Genomic DNA, 14,570 nt, shown 5'->3' on the forward strand with positions numbered 1-14,570 from the left:
TGAGGAAATATTTATTTTTTTAGTTTCAACTTTGTAAACACAGGAAAGTGATCTGAAACTTGACCAAATTCTGAAAGAACTTTCCAATCCACCAACTCAAAATGTTTGGTAGAGAAGAATACAAAATCTAGTTGTTCAACTGCTGTATCTGTTGGATAAGTGAGTGTTCCTTCTTTTAATAAACCTTCTTTTGAACACATTGCCCCTATTCTATCATCATTATAAAATTCTAAAACACCTTTTTCTTTATAAGTAGGATCGCTATTAAAATCGCCCACCATAATTACAGGCATCTTTTCTTCCACTCTCAAAAACCAATCTTTCAAGAAACTGATATGCAACTCTCTTGTGTGTACATCAAAGGCTTCAGTATGCACATTAAAAACCATTACATCCTGTCCCCCAACATTTATCAATATCCTTTCTGCTAAACGATCCAGATACATCGCCGAATAATAATAAGGATGACTTCTCACCCTAGCCAACTCTACTCTCTCATGTTCCTTAATTACGTAATCAGACAAGATAGCTTGACCGCTCAACATCTTACCAAAATGAACTGAAGGAGGAAAATAAGGAAAAGGCACATATGTCTTATCCCAGTTGATTGTCATACCGCCATTTTGATAACCCAACTTCTTTCCTATTTCTTCAAACTGATTTACATAATAAGATCTCTTTCCACCATAATCAATTTCCTGTAAGGCTAAAATATTTGGACGATGTGCTCTCAGATCTTTCAACACTTTATCCATATTTCCTTGATAAAACTCTTCTGTAGGTCTCACTGAAGTGTTGTTGGTCATCCCTGATAAATAACCGATGTTGTAGGAAATAATACTGATGGTTGAATCATCCTCTGTTTTCTGAGAATTATCAAACTGAACTACTTTTGCATAATCGGATTTTTCAAGGTTTGGAGATTTAGCCCAAAAAAAGAAAACTATTGATGCAACTATTAGAAATAAGAAGAAATAGAGCACTTTTAGTAAAAATTGTTTCATTGTTTTGATATAAAAATAGTTCGCTCACAATTATATCCTACAAAGAAAAATGGAAAATGCTTATGAGCTGAAAAAATGGTTTACGATACTAAGCTATATTTTAGTACTAACATTTAGAAATAAAATACGATAAGTTTAAGTTAAATCCGATCAAAACTGATATTTCTCAATTTTATTGGCATAATTTTTAAAAACAGAACATATTGATTCAAATTTTAATTAGATTTACATAATAGATTTATATAAATACATTTTTTGATGACCTCTACTGTTAAAGTAATTTTTGTTTGTCTTGGTAATATTTGTCGTTCACCTCTTGCGGATGGTCTAATGCACCATAAAGTAGCAGAAAGAGGTTTAGAAGCGTATTTTGAAATAGATTCTGCAGGTACATATGCAGGGCATGCCGGTGAAAGAGCCGACTCCCGAATGAGATCAACAGCACAAAAACATGGTGTTGAGCTCGCTTCTATTGCTAGACAATTTTTAACAGAAGATTTAAATCACTTTGACTACGTTATTGTAATGGATGATAGTAACTACACCAACGTTACTCGACTAGCAAATGATGATGTGCAATTATCTAAAGTTTCAAAATTGAGAACATTCGACAATCAAGCTTCAAATAAAGATGTGGATGACCCTTACTATGGAGGGATCTCAGGGTTTGAAAACTGTTATCAAGTAGTTTCGGAAAGTGTGGATAATTTTATAGATCATTTGATTCAAACCCACAACATTCCTACTCCTTAACAAGAAAATGGAAAAACTGAAAAAATTTAATACTACAATCTTTATCACTCTTATACTTTTTACTCTTTTTGGATTAACAACAAATGTCAAAGCACAGAGCAAGAAAACGTATGTGGTGGTAATTGACCCCGGTCACGGCGGGAAAGACCCTGGAAAACCCAGAGGTTCAAGTGCGTATATGCACGAAAAAGACATTAATCTTCGTATAGCAAAAAAGATTGGTATGTTGATGCGTCAATATATGCCCAATATTCAAGTTTACTATACAAGAACAAGTGATAAGTACATCAGCCTTGAAGACAGAGTTGATTTTGCTGAAGTAGCACAAGCGGATTACTTTTTGAGTATTCATAGTAATTCCAACCCTAACAAATGGATTGTTGGAGCCAAAGCTCATGTAGACACTGATCAAGATCAAGTAAGTGTTGCTCTTGCAAAAGTGCTATTGAATAGTATTGAAAAGAAAACACTGATTCAATCAAGAGGATTGATGAACAGAGAAGACAGAGGCTATAATCTTTATGTATTGAAAAATACAAGTATGCCCTCAGTGCTAATTGAATGCGGGTTCCTTTCTAACCCTTATGAGAGAAAATATATCAACTCTGAAAAAGGACAAAAGGAAATTGCCAATGCTATTTTCCAAGGTTTCCAAAGTTTTCATGGACAGTCTAGCACACCTCAGGGTGATAATTATAGCATCCAAATATTGGCTACTAATAAAAAAGTTTCCAACACAAATCCTCATTTCCAGAAGTTATTAAGCCAAGGCCATTTAATTAAGGAACATGAGATCATCAGAAATAATAAGAAGATTTATAAATATACTGTAGGTAATGTGCCTACAACTGAAACTGCTCAGTCTTTAAAATTAAGGATTAGAAATCTTGGTTTTAGTGATGCATTTGTGGTAAAAATGCCATAGTGATCAAATAAATTCTTCAATATTTAAACTCATTACAGTGTGATTTAATATCAACATTGTAATGAGTTTTTTATTAATTTTAATGTTATCTGAAATTATAAATTTTCAAAGCAAATGAAATTCAACTATTGTTTATTAATCAGCTTACTATTTTGTGTTTTTGCATGTGACACCCCTCAAGAAAGTAAAGAGGATGAAATTGTTAAAGCCTCACCCTACTCTAATGAAATAAAAGAAGGGTTACATGTTTACAATTATGATAATTCTAAGAAAAAAAGAGCCGAAATAAACTATACCAAAGGGGTAAAAGATGGACTTTCCAAAACGTATTACAAATCAGGTAAATTGAAGCAGGAAATCAATTATGTAATGGGCAAGAAAGAAGGCGTGAGCAAAATGTACCATACTAATGGCACCCTTTACAAAGAAGCTTTTTATGAAAACAATGAAATAAAAACTAGAAAATATTTTTACAAAGATGGCGAACTAAAATCTATCGCTTCGTATGAGAATAGTAAACCAACCACTGACTTAAAAGAGTATTACAAGTCTGGTAAGTTAAAAACAAAATACCCCGCTATTATGGTGAAGGAAAAAGATGACACAGCATTGCATAATAAAGTCACTTTAGAAGTTACGTTATCTGAAAAAAGAAAAAATGTGAGTTTCTATATCGCAGACGACATCAACACCAAGGTAAAGTCTATAAATCCATCAAAATATAAACTTAGACCTGTTAAGATGCTGGATCAAAAAGGTATAGTAGAAATTAATATCCCAAAAGGATATGGTGTAAACAAAAAGATTCAAATCATCAGTGAATACACTACAATAGGCGGTCGAAAAAAAATTGATTCAAAAATTTATAATTTATCGATTTCAAATAAATAATAGTTTGAGAAATCCCTCACTCCTAAACTACTAAAATAGAGGTGAGGGATTATTTAATTACATCTAATGCTGTATTAAAATTTCTTTTTTAAAAACGCCCTTTCCATTATCATTGACCATTAAAAAATAAATACCATTTTCGATATTAACTACATTTAATTGTTGATGGTATTCTTCAGATTCTTCCTCATGAACTACTTGAATTCTTTGCCCAGTAGACGCATGAATTAATTCAATTTCTAATTCATCATTTTCACCCAAGTTATACATTTCAATATTCAATACTGTTTTACAAGGTATTGGATAGACATTCACCACTCTATCATCAACTAGATGAGAAGACACATTAATTAGCTGCGTCCAAGTCTGTTCTTTACCGTCAAAATCCCTCTCTACCAATTTATAAATATGATTACCATAGGACACCCCTTTGTCGGTATATTTGTATTTTAAAGTAGTATTTGAGTTTCCTGCAGCTTTGATTTTCTTTATTTCCTCAAACTTTTTACCATTATTATTGGACTTCAAAAGAATAAAAACTTCCGAATTCTGTTCAGAAGCAGTTTCCCATTTCAGTACTACATTGTTTTTATTTACAGCACCTTTAAAGTATACCAAATTGACTGGCAATGCTTTTCCCCCACCAGTATTTGGAGCATAAGTAAGAATCATATCTTTTATGTTCTGAGGAATTCTATCTTTATTATTTTCTGTAATTCTAGATACAGAAGCTCCTTGGCCTGCAAAAAAATGAGAATCTGTTTTCGTATTTTCCCCATAATAATGGTGGCTCTGATCTGCACCAATAATATCATTATTGATCGATGCATTACCATGCCTGCCTCCAAAAACATTCTGAGTTTTGATGATATCCCCTAATACAATTAAGTTAGATTTTGGTGATGCATTAAACTGCACTGCTCCGTTGGTCTTCAAATCTTTCTGTACCAAAATATCTCCTGATACGCTCACTGGAAGATTATTATGCTGTGAACTTGGTCGCCCATGCTGTGCGATATGAGTTACATACCCGTCAATTGTCAAGGAACCCTGAACGATTAAAACACCTTTTTCCGCTATCTTAAAGTTAGAGTGATGCGTTCCATCTGAAGAATAGTTATGACCGTTGTGTTGAAAATCATGATCAAAATATAAATCACCAGACACAACAACAGTATCTCCAGATGCGATAAAAAAGTTTCTGTAATGCCCTCCATGAATAGTTTGGGTACTAGCATGCGTTTCAACAATCAAAAAGCTGATCATTGAGAAAAGTAGTAACGTAATAAATCTCATATCAAATTTCTTATAGCTAAGTAAAGTAGAGGTATTTGCAATGAACAACTCATTAATAATCACTTTCAAAATCATATTTCTATAAAATCAGAATGGGTTAGAATTTCAAAAAAAGCGGGTTTTAAATAAAGAGTTAGTACTCAATTCAGTGTACTCTTTCTACATATTAAATCTATTTTTTTTATAAATAAATAATGTTCTCTCTTCAACCACAATTAATGAAATATAATCCTAGAATAAGGATAGAATGAGATTCGTTTTTCGATGCAAACTTGTTAAGTTACCACCATTGATTCATTATATAGAAGGATAGTTCAATAGCTCAAAGTAAAATTTATTTCAAGTAATTGCCACAAGATCAAATAACCTATAAAAAACTGTTTTACAATACCATAGAACGACAAAATAACACTTTCAAAACGCTAAAATTCACCTCCGCATTAAAAGTTTTTTAAAGTTTTTTTTTGCAGATAATAATTTTTAAACATATAATTGCGTAGAATTAAACTTAAAAAGTTATTGCCAAAATGGATTTAACACAACAAACATATACCCTATATGTAATGGAGGATCTTTCCTTTGATCCATCCCAGTTGTTGGCATTTTCATAATTCTGTACCCTTTCTACTACCTTCAATGGTAGTCATTTTCTTTAGAATTTCTTACACTCATTTATTTTGCGGTTAATTTCCGAGGGAATTGATGTGACTGTATACTAATAGTTTTCTATTCGTAGCACTTACCACATACTAACTCCACTTTGGATATTCAATCATAAATGGTGACATATATAACACACATACCACATATTTTTACATACACACATTTTATGGAAACTATTAAATTACTAACAGTTCGTTCGGAAATTGCTGCAGGTACTAGAGGTGCAGGAATGGGAATTGATGCATTAATCGTTGCTAGTTTAGATCAAAAATCGACTTTCTTTAAAGAGCACAAAGTACAGAATATAGATGATGTCAATAATATTTTATTCAACAACAACAACTATCCAGATGCCAAACACATCGATGGCGTTTTTACAATGTTGAATAGAGTCAGCAATCATACATATGATACATTAAAGGCAGGTGAAACCCCTGTTGTTTTAGCAGGAGATCACTCTACAGCCGCAGGTACAATTTCTGGTATCAAAAAAGCTTTCCCTAATCAAAAGCTTGGCGTGATTTGGATTGATGCACATGCTGACTTCCATTCTCCGTACACTACTCCATCAGGCAATATGCACGGTATGCCTTTGGCAATGGTCTCTGGAATTGACAACAAAGAAAATGCTGTCAATCATCCTTCAAAAGAAACACTAGCATATTGGGAAGATATCAAAAAAGTAGGTACAACATCTGCGAAGATCGACCCTTCTGACGTTGTATTTATTGGCGTAAGAGATACTGAAGGCCCTGAGAATGAAATCATGAAAAAACACAATATTCGTAACATCACTGTCGATGAAGTGAGGAAAATAGGCACTCAGGAAGCGGCCAACCTAGCACTTGACAAACTGGCGGATTGTGATATGATTTACATTTCTTTTGATGTTGACAGCATGGACCCCTCTATCAGCAGAGGAACTGGCACACCTGTTGAACACGGTTTAACTGTTGAGGAAGCAAAAGACTTGAATACACTTCTTGTTAGCAATGAAAAAGTGGTTTGTTGGGAAATGGTAGAAGTTAACCCTACACTTGATCGCGATAATATCATGGCTAATAATGCATTCAAAATTCTAAACGAAACAGTTGAAGCAATCAAGAAGAAATCGTTATTAATGGTTGGATAATAAGAAACCTTCATGATAACTAAAAAGGCATTTACTAGAGAAAGGTGAATGCCTTTTTTTTAAATTCCCGAAAGCCTATAAAATTCTGATTAGATCTAAGAACCTATAAATAAGACACTTCTTTATAGTTATCACATACGCGATACTTCATCCCATTTCTTCAAAAAAAGTATTTAATTTTATAATACTTTATTCATAATTCAAGTTGAAAAAGATCTATAAAAAAACCTATCCATATTGAATTGACGGATAGGTTTCTTCTATTTTTGAAAAGGAGTTTATTATGCTTTCGCTCCTTTATACATTTCAAATTTAGCTAATCGGCACTCAATAGAACCATTGTAAAGTTGAATTTTCTTACTTGGTCTTAATCCCACGTATTTCAAGGCTTTCATATTACCACTGAAAATCCATGCATCATAACCGCTGAAATCTTGCTTTAGCTTATCTCCCATTTTTCTGTAAAGCTCTTCGATATCTTTACCTATACGCTCACCGTAAGGAGGGTTACAAACAATAATACCGTTTTCACCGATAGGTTTGCGGTCAAAGAAACTGTTTTTTGAGATTCTTAAATCCTCATCTAAGCCAGAACGTTCTGCATTAGCATATGAAATATCAATGGCCGCTCTATCAATATCAGAACCTACAATTGGCACCTCTATTTCTTTTCTATTTCTTTTTGCCTCTCTGAAAATCTGGTTGAACAATCTTCTATCATAATCCTTCCAATTCATAAAAGCAAACTTTCTCTTCAAGCCCGGAGGTGTGTTGCTGGCAATCATAGCCGCTTCTACCAACAAAGTACCTGAACCACACATTGGATCCAAGAAAGGTCTGTCACCTTTCCATCCAGTCAACATGATCAACCCTGCCGCCAACACCTCATTCAATGGCGCTTGACGTTGCTCAGATCTGTAACCTCTACGGTGTAATGACTCTCCAGAACTATCTAAAGATAAAATACATTCTCTTTGCGAAACATGGATATGTACCAACACATCGGGAGACTGCACATTGACATTAGGTCTTCTTCTAAATACTTCAGAGAAATGATCTGCAATAGCATCTTTTACTTTTAAAGCTACATACTTAGAATGCGTAAAAGTATCTGACCAAACTGTACTGTCAATTGCAAAAGTACCATCAACATCTATATATTTTGCCCAATTGACCTTTTTCGTTTTCTCATAAAGATCCTCTTCATTTCTTGCTCTAAAGTTTTTGATGGGAAGTAAGATTTTCAAAGCGGTTCTTACATGTAAGTTAGCTTTATAAAGGATTTCTTTATCTCCTTCAAAAGTCACTGCTCTATTCACTGCTTTTACGTTCCTCGCTCCAATTGCAAGAAGTTCTTCTTTTAATAATTCTTCCAAGCCAAAAAAGGTCTTGGCTGTCATCTTGAAATCTTGATCTGCCAATGTGGTATCTTTTATTATTTTTTTGCAAATGTACACAGAAAATTATGGAATCATCCAACTCACATACATTCATTGACAATGGGCAGTAATTTTTGATTAATAAAAAAGGTCAACTTTAGTAAAAATAAAGTTGACCTTCTTTCTATAAATATTTAAAACTAGGCTCCGATTTTCTTCTTTGCCAGTTTTAAAATACTTTCTACTTGTTGCTCAATTGTCAAACCTGATGTATCTACTACAATGGCGTCATCTGCTTTTTTCAAAGGACTTTCCTTTCTAGTGGAATCAAGGTGATCTCTGTTTCTGATATCCGCTTCTACATCTTCAAGGTTGGTTGTTACTCCTTTCGCTTCCATTTCCTTCAATCTGCGTTTCGCTCTCACCGTCACATCAGCAGTCATAAATACTTTCAACTCTGCCTCAGGGAAAACTACTGTACCGATATCTCTACCATCCATCACAATACCTTTCTCCTCTCCCATTTTTTGTTGTTCAGCGACATTGAATACACGAACTGCTTTGATACTTGCCACATCACTTACTCTGCTTGTGATTTCCATATTACGGATAAATGGCTCCACATTCACATCATTCACATGAATCTCACCAATACCTGTTGCAGGGTTCAAGACAAACTTCAGAGATACTTCACCTAAAGCCTTTTCGACTTCAGTAGGATCTGAAAAGTCAATTTCATTAGAAAGAAAATGATACGTAACAGCTCTGTACATTGCTCCTGTATCAATAAATATATAATCTAAAGCTTTTGCTACTGCTTTAGCGGTAGTACTTTTTCCACAACCTGCATGCCCATCCAGGGCGATTATGATTTTCTTCATTTCTTAATGATCTTCATTCATTGCTATCTTATTAAGACAGCCTACAAAAATTGCTTTACCTTTTAAAAACGTAAAGCATACGAATATAAAAAGAAAACCCTATGTATTCTAAAAACACATAGGGTTTTTGGTATTTTAAACTAGGCGACTATTACTTCTTTTTGAAAAGACTTTTCAATAGTACACCGTAGTAATCTGTATCAAATAATTTAGCATCGTTCTTTGCCTGGAAAGTAAAGAACATACCCATCACAAATAAGAAGATGTTCGACAACCAAGCTCCCAATACAGGGTCGATTACTAGCTCTTTGGCCATTTTTTCACCTGTGATTGTAATGATATAATACACTACAAAGAAGAATACTGACACAAGAACAGGAACGCCTAAGCCACCTTTCTTGATAATTGCACCTAGTGGAGCTCCGATAAGGAACATCATCAAGATTGCAATCGCAGTAGAGATTTTCTTTTGTACATCTAAAGTATAACGCACTTCTTCTCTTGTCTGATTCTTATTTCTAGAAGCATTTGATTTCAATACATTATAGAAACTTGACGCACTGTTGTAAGCTGAAGAGTAAATTCTCAATTGATTTTCTGGTGTTCCAGCATCAAATTTTTTCTTCGTTACTTTCTCAGCATCATGTTCTTTTTTATTAGAAGTAAAACGGTAGTAGAATTGTGTATTTCCGTTTTTCACTAACATGTTGCTATAGTCTACCATAGCTTTGTTGAGTGAATCTTGCTCTCCTAATAACTGAGTACGGTTTTTCATTAAGTTATGCCCCATGAAAAGATCTTCCTTTGTCTCATTCATAGCATATGATGCCATGCTGAAATAAAATACTGAAGAATCGAATTCAGAATGTACATACTGAACATCCGCCTTACTCTTTTTATCTTCTACTTCACTATAAGCATTACCTTCAAACAAAGTAAGCATCATAAAAGTATCATCATTGATCAATTGCATTTTACCATGGTTGGCCAAGATTACTTCTTTGTTACCTCTGTGCCCCTCATGCTTGTAGATGATTACATCATGAATACCTTCACCGTCTTTATCTTTTTTAGCCACTTTGATACTGTAACCTTCTAAACCATCATAGAAAGCACCTTCTTTGAGGTTGATTGTTGGTTTAGTTTGTTTGATATCATAAAGTAAACTGTACGCTTTCAAGTTAGCGTGTGGCACCACTGTATCGTTATAGACCAATTGAACTAAAACTACAACTACTGTAAATAGAAAAACTGGACGTAAAATTCTTAATAGAGAAATACCTGCACCTTTGATGGCTGTTAACTCTGAATGTTGACCTAAACTACCATAAGTCATCAGTGTAGCAAGTAGTACAGCTAATGGAAGGGCTACTGGTACTAAAGCTAGTGCAAACCAGAAAAACAATTCCATATAAACATCATATCCTAAGTCCTTTCCTAAGAAATATACAAACTTGGAGATCATGTATTGAGACCAAAAAATAAATAGTACAATTGACGATGTTAACGCAAATGGACCTATGTATGCTTTTAATAATAGCTTATCTAGCTTCTTCATACTTTATAGTGTGATTTTACTATACCCACAAATAATTTTTCATGAGTAACGCAAATCTAAAAAACTGCTTTTTATTTTAAATACACTTTTTGGATGTAAAGCAAGTTTTTTAAAACTTTAACAACCTTTTAGAATTAATTTATGGGAGTTTAATCCATATATTCATCAACAGCAGATTCTATTGCCGACATTTTACTCGGTGAATATTTTCCATATGTAATATGTAATATTTTTCCTTCGGGAGATAAAATGTAGAAATATGGATCTTCTTTATCTCCTAATCCTAATTTCTTCTTATGCTGTTTTACCTCTCCCATTACAATGGCAATATTAGGCTGTAATTTTTTATCAATTTTCTTTTTCATTGACCCTTTGATTGATTTCTCTGCAGTTTTGGCAATTCCTCTTGCTAACGCTACAAAATACATGTTCACATCATAAGATACTGAACCGAAAAGATCTGATTTTGGTGGATTGATAAATACATCGTAGATTGGTTGCATCCAAGTTTCTAAGTTGGCTTGCGATTTCTTTGAATAAGATACACCTATTAATGTCACCTTTCCTTTGCCGGCTGAAGGTAATGTAATGGCTTTGTCTGTCAACGTTTCAGCTTCCATTGTTGGAAATTGCTGTCCCTTTTGAGCAAAAGTTGAAAGGGCAAACAATAAGAATACACCAGTTAGTGTCAGTACTTTTTTCATTGTTATTAAAGAGTTACGTTTTTGATATATAAGTTTTCTGTATATACTAATTTAAGTGTGATGGACGTATATCCCATCTTCTGTAATTCCGTACCATATCTTTGAATTTGTCGTTCGTGATCCTTTTCATAAGAACCCGTTTTATAATCCAGAATAACAGCTTCTTGCCCTCTTATCAACAAACGGTCCGGACGGTCTACCGTCACTTGTTGCATTTCAAAGCGGGAAGGGGTTACTATTTCTGATTCATTTAAAACTTCATAACCCGATTTTTCATCAAAATAGGTTTCTAATTCTGGATGATGCACCACGTCAAATAATTTTTGGATATAGTCTCCTTTTTCGGTGGATGAGATAAAACCGTTTACCTCCAAATTTCGGACCGCATCATGCACATCGTCCTTATATTTTATCTTTTCAAAAGCCTTATGAACTAATATACCGCTTTCTTGCGCCTCAAGAATGTCTAAGAAAGACACCTCTTGTTCACCTTGTTCGTAAGTACCGCTTTTTAGTTTTAATTGATCGGTATTATCGGTATGAATAATATCATTAATCTGCTTTTCTATTTCTTCTTCCTCTGCTCCTTTTCCTTCAGTGATACCTTCATAGAATTGGAATTCATTGAACAATACATCGTCAATTTCATCTGTTGGAAGTTCTGTCGGGTTGTTCTTTTTGATATAATTTAAAATAGGAACAGAAACGGTGTCTTTGGTTTCATATTTCTCTCCTTTCTTATTGACTTTTGCTTCTTCTGTACAAATGATATGCAAGTACTTTTCTGCTCTGGTCGTTGCTACATAGAGCATATTAATCGCATCAATGTACGTATCATTACACTCTTCATGATATTCTTCCTCAAAGGGTGTTCCCTCCAATTTAGAATTAACACTGAGCTGAACTGCATTAAGCTCCGGAATAATATCATTGTTTTCCCAATCAAACCATTTACTTTCCCCTTTCTTCGGAATAGTCGACCAATCTGCGAAAGGTAAAATCACCACTGGAAATTCCAAACCTTTTGATTTATGAATGGATAAAATTCTAACCGCATTGGTGTTTTCTGGTGTAGAAATCGAAAGCATAGATTTTTTCATTTCCCATTTCTGCAAAAATTCCTGAGCACTGTTGCCATTCTTTTCGGAATGCTCCAAAATAAAATCCAGGAACTTCACTTGATAGGATTGCTCTGTTACTCTTTGATTCAATTGGAATGTTCTGATCAATAACTCTATTAAATCATAAAGCGATTTTCGACGTAAATTTGAAATCGAGAGATGCACTCCAAATTCACTTTCAAGGAACAACTCAAACTGTTTATGGCTTTCACACTGCTCCACTTTATCTCCTAATCGGATATATTCATCTCCTTTTACCGTTTGAGGTTCTGCATTGACGGTCTTCCATCTTTCATTTTTGACATCTTGAAAATGCCCCATTAAAAAGCGGGCAATATTCATAAACAGAATTTTATCTGCTCGTGTCACCAGAAGGCGGATCATTTGCACCAAAAACTGAACACTTGGTGCACTGTTCACCAATAAGGATTCACTTGAAATCACCTCCAAACCTTCTTTTACCAATTTTTCAGCGATCTGAGAGCCGTCTTTATTAAATCTCACTAAAATGGCGATGTCTTTCAATTGAAATTTATTCTCAGACACCAACGTAGTGATGGTATTGACAATTTTCTCCAAGTTAGGCTCTAAAACAGTATCTTTCGCACCTACTTTTTGACAAACAGAGACCCTTACCTGACCACCTTTATTTTTATTGCTTTTCTGGTAAACATCTTGATAAAACTTAGACAATAATTCATTCTTGTAAGCTTCATCAATATGCTTGTACAAAGAGTTATTGAAGTCAATCACATTCTCATAACTTCTCCAATTGGTATCCAAGTTCTGAGGGTCAGCACTTGCAGAAAGTGTATATTCTTCCTCTTCCAAAGCGGTTCCTTTGGCTGTAGGCAGTGATGGTAATGCCACTAACATTTCCGGCTTTCCACCCCTCCATCTATAAATGGACTGTTTCGCATCTCCTACTACCAAACATTCTCCCTGATACATCGACATGAGCTACCAATGGAATTAAGTTATGCCACTGCGTCTTGGAAGTATCCTGAAATTCATCAATCAGAATATGTCTGTATCGCTCACCCAAACGCTCATATAAATAAGGTACCGGCGAGCTTTCTACAATCTTATTGATATTCTCTCCAATCTCAGAAATGTGGACCACGCCTTGCTCTTCTTTCAGTGCTCCCATTTCTTCTTTAAGCACTTCAGCTGTAATGATCAAATAGATTTTATCATACACATTTTTGATCAACGTTGCCTTTTGTACTAAAGCCAATAGGTCTTGTATTCTATTTTGATAAATAGGCAAAGCAAGATCAAACTGAGCTGGACTTTTCTTGTAATTGGCCTTCGTTGTCAATACACTCCCATCTGTTCCGTCAAAAACTTTCTGAGCAGTGGTATTGGGTGTCACATCATTATCTCCAATTTTACCTTCAAACTTCCCTGCGTAACTCGCCACAAACCTAGCTAGACTTTCCAAAGGCACTCCCACCGCAGACATCTCTTCTTTGAAATCTTCTAGTTTTATATCTTTTTCCTGCTGAAGATCTTCATAAATTACCTTTCGAAGTTTCTTTGCCAATTGAGTATAATCCTCAATACTCATTTTATTGTTGGTGGTCGGGTTGACTCCTAGTTTCTCAATAATCTTCCGTTGATCCTCATCAAACAATACTCTACCAAACTGTTTGATTTGAGGCAAAATATTCCAACTTGTTCCCTCTTCTGCTTTCTTGATCGAAAATACTTCTAAAGCTTCCGTCAGTTTCTCATGTTCTTGCTGACCTAGTTTATCCATCAAAATATAAGTGGCATCTTCGATCAATTCATCGCCATTCAAAACCAGTTCATAATTGAAAGGAAAATTAAGATCTCTCTTAAAGGCTTGGGCAATTTTCTGACTAAACGCATCAATTGTACTTACCGAAAAGTTAGAATAACCATGAAGAATCCTTTGATGAACAATCTTCGAACGGCTATAGATCCTATTCAGCACTATGTTTTCATCCATTCCTTTATAATCTTTCACAATGGTATCCAACATCCCTTCCGTACTTGGATCGGGCTTTTGAGAAAACGTTTTTAATTGCTCTAGAATCCTATCCTTCATCTCTGAAGTGGCCAAGTTGGTAAAAGTCACGGCCAAAACATGCTGATAGTAATTGGGATTGAACTCTTCATCAAAAAGTTGAATCTGAAGAACAATTTTGATGTATTCTTTTGCCAGCGTAAAAGTTTTTCCAGCTCCCGCTGAAGATCTATATATTTTGAACATTAATTCTAGGTTTTGAAAGTTATT

The 14,570-nt window shown here is 34.4% G+C and carries 12 protein-coding genes; 4 read left to right on the top strand and 8 right to left on the bottom strand.

The window, feature by feature from the left end; all coding sequences use genetic code 11:
• Positions 1-11 precede the first annotated feature (11 nt).
• A complete protein-coding gene (locus AVL50_RS13165; protein ID WP_062616965.1) occupies positions 12-1,004 on the bottom strand; it encodes an endonuclease/exonuclease/phosphatase family protein in 993 nt (330 codons plus the stop codon).
• Between the two features lie 258 nt (positions 1,005-1,262).
• On the opposite strand from AVL50_RS13165, the gene AVL50_RS13170 reads away from it, so the two are divergent.
• The 3 genes from AVL50_RS13170 (at position 1,263) to AVL50_RS13180 (ending at position 3,573) form a co-directional block, all read left to right on the top strand.
• Complete coding sequence (locus AVL50_RS13170; protein ID WP_062616966.1) at positions 1,263-1,757, top strand: low molecular weight protein-tyrosine-phosphatase; 495 nt, start codon at positions 1,263-1,265, stop codon at positions 1,755-1,757.
• 7 nt (positions 1,758-1,764) lie between these two features.
• Positions 1,765-2,682 (top strand): N-acetylmuramoyl-L-alanine amidase, encoded by a 918-nt coding sequence (locus AVL50_RS13175; RefSeq protein WP_062616967.1) that lies wholly within the window; start codon positions 1,765-1,767, stop codon positions 2,680-2,682.
• Between the two features lie 114 nt (positions 2,683-2,796).
• Positions 2,797-3,573, top strand: coding sequence for a toxin-antitoxin system YwqK family antitoxin (locus AVL50_RS13180; protein WP_062616968.1), 777 nt, complete (start codon positions 2,797-2,799; stop codon positions 3,571-3,573).
• Positions 3,574-3,636: 63 nt separating this feature from the next.
• Here AVL50_RS13180 and AVL50_RS13185 read toward each other — a convergent pair whose 3' ends face one another.
• Positions 3,637-4,869, bottom strand: coding sequence for a T9SS type A sorting domain-containing protein (locus tag AVL50_RS13185; protein ID WP_172826835.1), 1,233 nt, complete (start codon positions 4,867-4,869; stop codon positions 3,637-3,639).
• 829 nt (positions 4,870-5,698) lie between these two features.
• On the opposite strand from AVL50_RS13185, the gene rocF reads away from it, so the two are divergent.
• Positions 5,699-6,664, top strand: coding sequence for an arginase (gene rocF / locus AVL50_RS13190; RefSeq protein ID WP_062616970.1), 966 nt, complete (start codon positions 5,699-5,701; stop codon positions 6,662-6,664).
• A 281-nt stretch (positions 6,665-6,945) separates the two neighbouring features.
• Here rocF and AVL50_RS13195 read toward each other — a convergent pair whose 3' ends face one another.
• The 6 genes from AVL50_RS13195 to AVL50_RS13220 form a co-directional block, all read right to left on the bottom strand.
• Positions 6,946-8,085, bottom strand: a complete 1,140-nt coding sequence (locus tag AVL50_RS13195; RefSeq protein WP_253764282.1) for a class I SAM-dependent RNA methyltransferase — start codon at positions 8,083-8,085, stop codon at positions 6,946-6,948.
• Positions 8,086-8,243: 158 nt separating this feature from the next.
• Entirely contained in the window at positions 8,244-8,924 is a 681-nt protein-coding gene (gene cmk / locus AVL50_RS13200; RefSeq protein WP_062616971.1) for a (d)CMP kinase, read from the bottom strand.
• Positions 8,925-9,075: 151 nt separating this feature from the next.
• Positions 9,076-10,482 (bottom strand): LptF/LptG family permease, encoded by a 1,407-nt coding sequence (locus AVL50_RS13205; protein ID WP_063850700.1) that lies wholly within the window; start codon positions 10,480-10,482, stop codon positions 9,076-9,078.
• 149 nt (positions 10,483-10,631) lie between these two features.
• On the bottom strand, positions 10,632-11,186 hold the full coding sequence (locus AVL50_RS13210; RefSeq protein WP_062616973.1) for a hypothetical protein: 555 nt from the start codon (positions 11,184-11,186) through the stop codon (positions 10,632-10,634).
• 5 nt (positions 11,187-11,191) lie between these two features.
• Positions 11,192-13,258: an exodeoxyribonuclease V subunit beta gene (locus AVL50_RS13215; protein WP_062616974.1), complete on the bottom strand. Its 2,067-nt coding sequence runs from the start codon at positions 13,256-13,258 to the stop codon at positions 11,192-11,194.
• Positions 13,206-14,546 carry a UvrD-helicase domain-containing protein gene (locus AVL50_RS13220; protein WP_062616975.1) on the bottom strand — a complete coding sequence of 447 codons (1,341 nt, stop codon included), beginning with the start codon at positions 14,544-14,546 and terminating at the stop codon, positions 13,206-13,208. The genes AVL50_RS13215 and AVL50_RS13220 overlap by 53 nt, the downstream gene beginning before the upstream one ends.
• Positions 14,547-14,570 lie beyond the last annotated feature (24 nt).

It is taken from the genome of Flammeovirga sp. SJP92 (genome assembly GCF_001583495.1).
Taxonomy (GTDB): Bacteria; Bacteroidota; Bacteroidia; order Cytophagales; family Flammeovirgaceae; genus Flammeovirga.

Excerpts from the sequence above, each read along its gene's own strand:
- AVL50_RS13165 (WP_062616965.1), bottom strand. The coding sequence starts at position 1,004 with ATGAAACAATTTTTACTAAAAGTGCTCTATTTCTTCTTATTTCTAATA.
- AVL50_RS13170 (WP_062616966.1), top strand. The coding sequence starts at position 1,263 with ATGACCTCTACTGTTAAAGTAATTTTTGTTTGTCTTGGTAATATTTGT.
- AVL50_RS13175 (WP_062616967.1), top strand. The coding sequence starts at position 1,765 with ATGGAAAAACTGAAAAAATTTAATACTACAATCTTTATCACTCTTATA.
- AVL50_RS13180 (WP_062616968.1), top strand. The coding sequence starts at position 2,797 with ATGAAATTCAACTATTGTTTATTAATCAGCTTACTATTTTGTGTTTTT.
- AVL50_RS13185 (WP_172826835.1), bottom strand. The coding sequence starts at position 4,869 with ATGAGATTTATTACGTTACTACTTTTCTCAATGATCAGCTTTTTGATT.
- rocF (WP_062616970.1), top strand. The coding sequence starts at position 5,699 with ATGGAAACTATTAAATTACTAACAGTTCGTTCGGAAATTGCTGCAGGT.
- cmk (WP_062616971.1), bottom strand. The coding sequence starts at position 8,924 with ATGAAGAAAATCATAATCGCCCTGGATGGGCATGCAGGTTGTGGAAAA.
- AVL50_RS13205 (WP_063850700.1), bottom strand. The coding sequence starts at position 10,482 with ATGAAGAAGCTAGATAAGCTATTATTAAAAGCATACATAGGTCCATTT.
- AVL50_RS13210 (WP_062616973.1), bottom strand. The coding sequence starts at position 11,186 with ATGAAAAAAGTACTGACACTAACTGGTGTATTCTTATTGTTTGCCCTT.
- AVL50_RS13215 (WP_062616974.1), bottom strand. The coding sequence starts at position 13,258 with ATGTATCAGGGAGAATGTTTGGTAGTAGGAGATGCGAAACAGTCCATT.
- AVL50_RS13220 (WP_062616975.1), bottom strand. The coding sequence starts at position 14,546 with ATGTTCAAAATATATAGATCTTCAGCGGGAGCTGGAAAAACTTTTACG.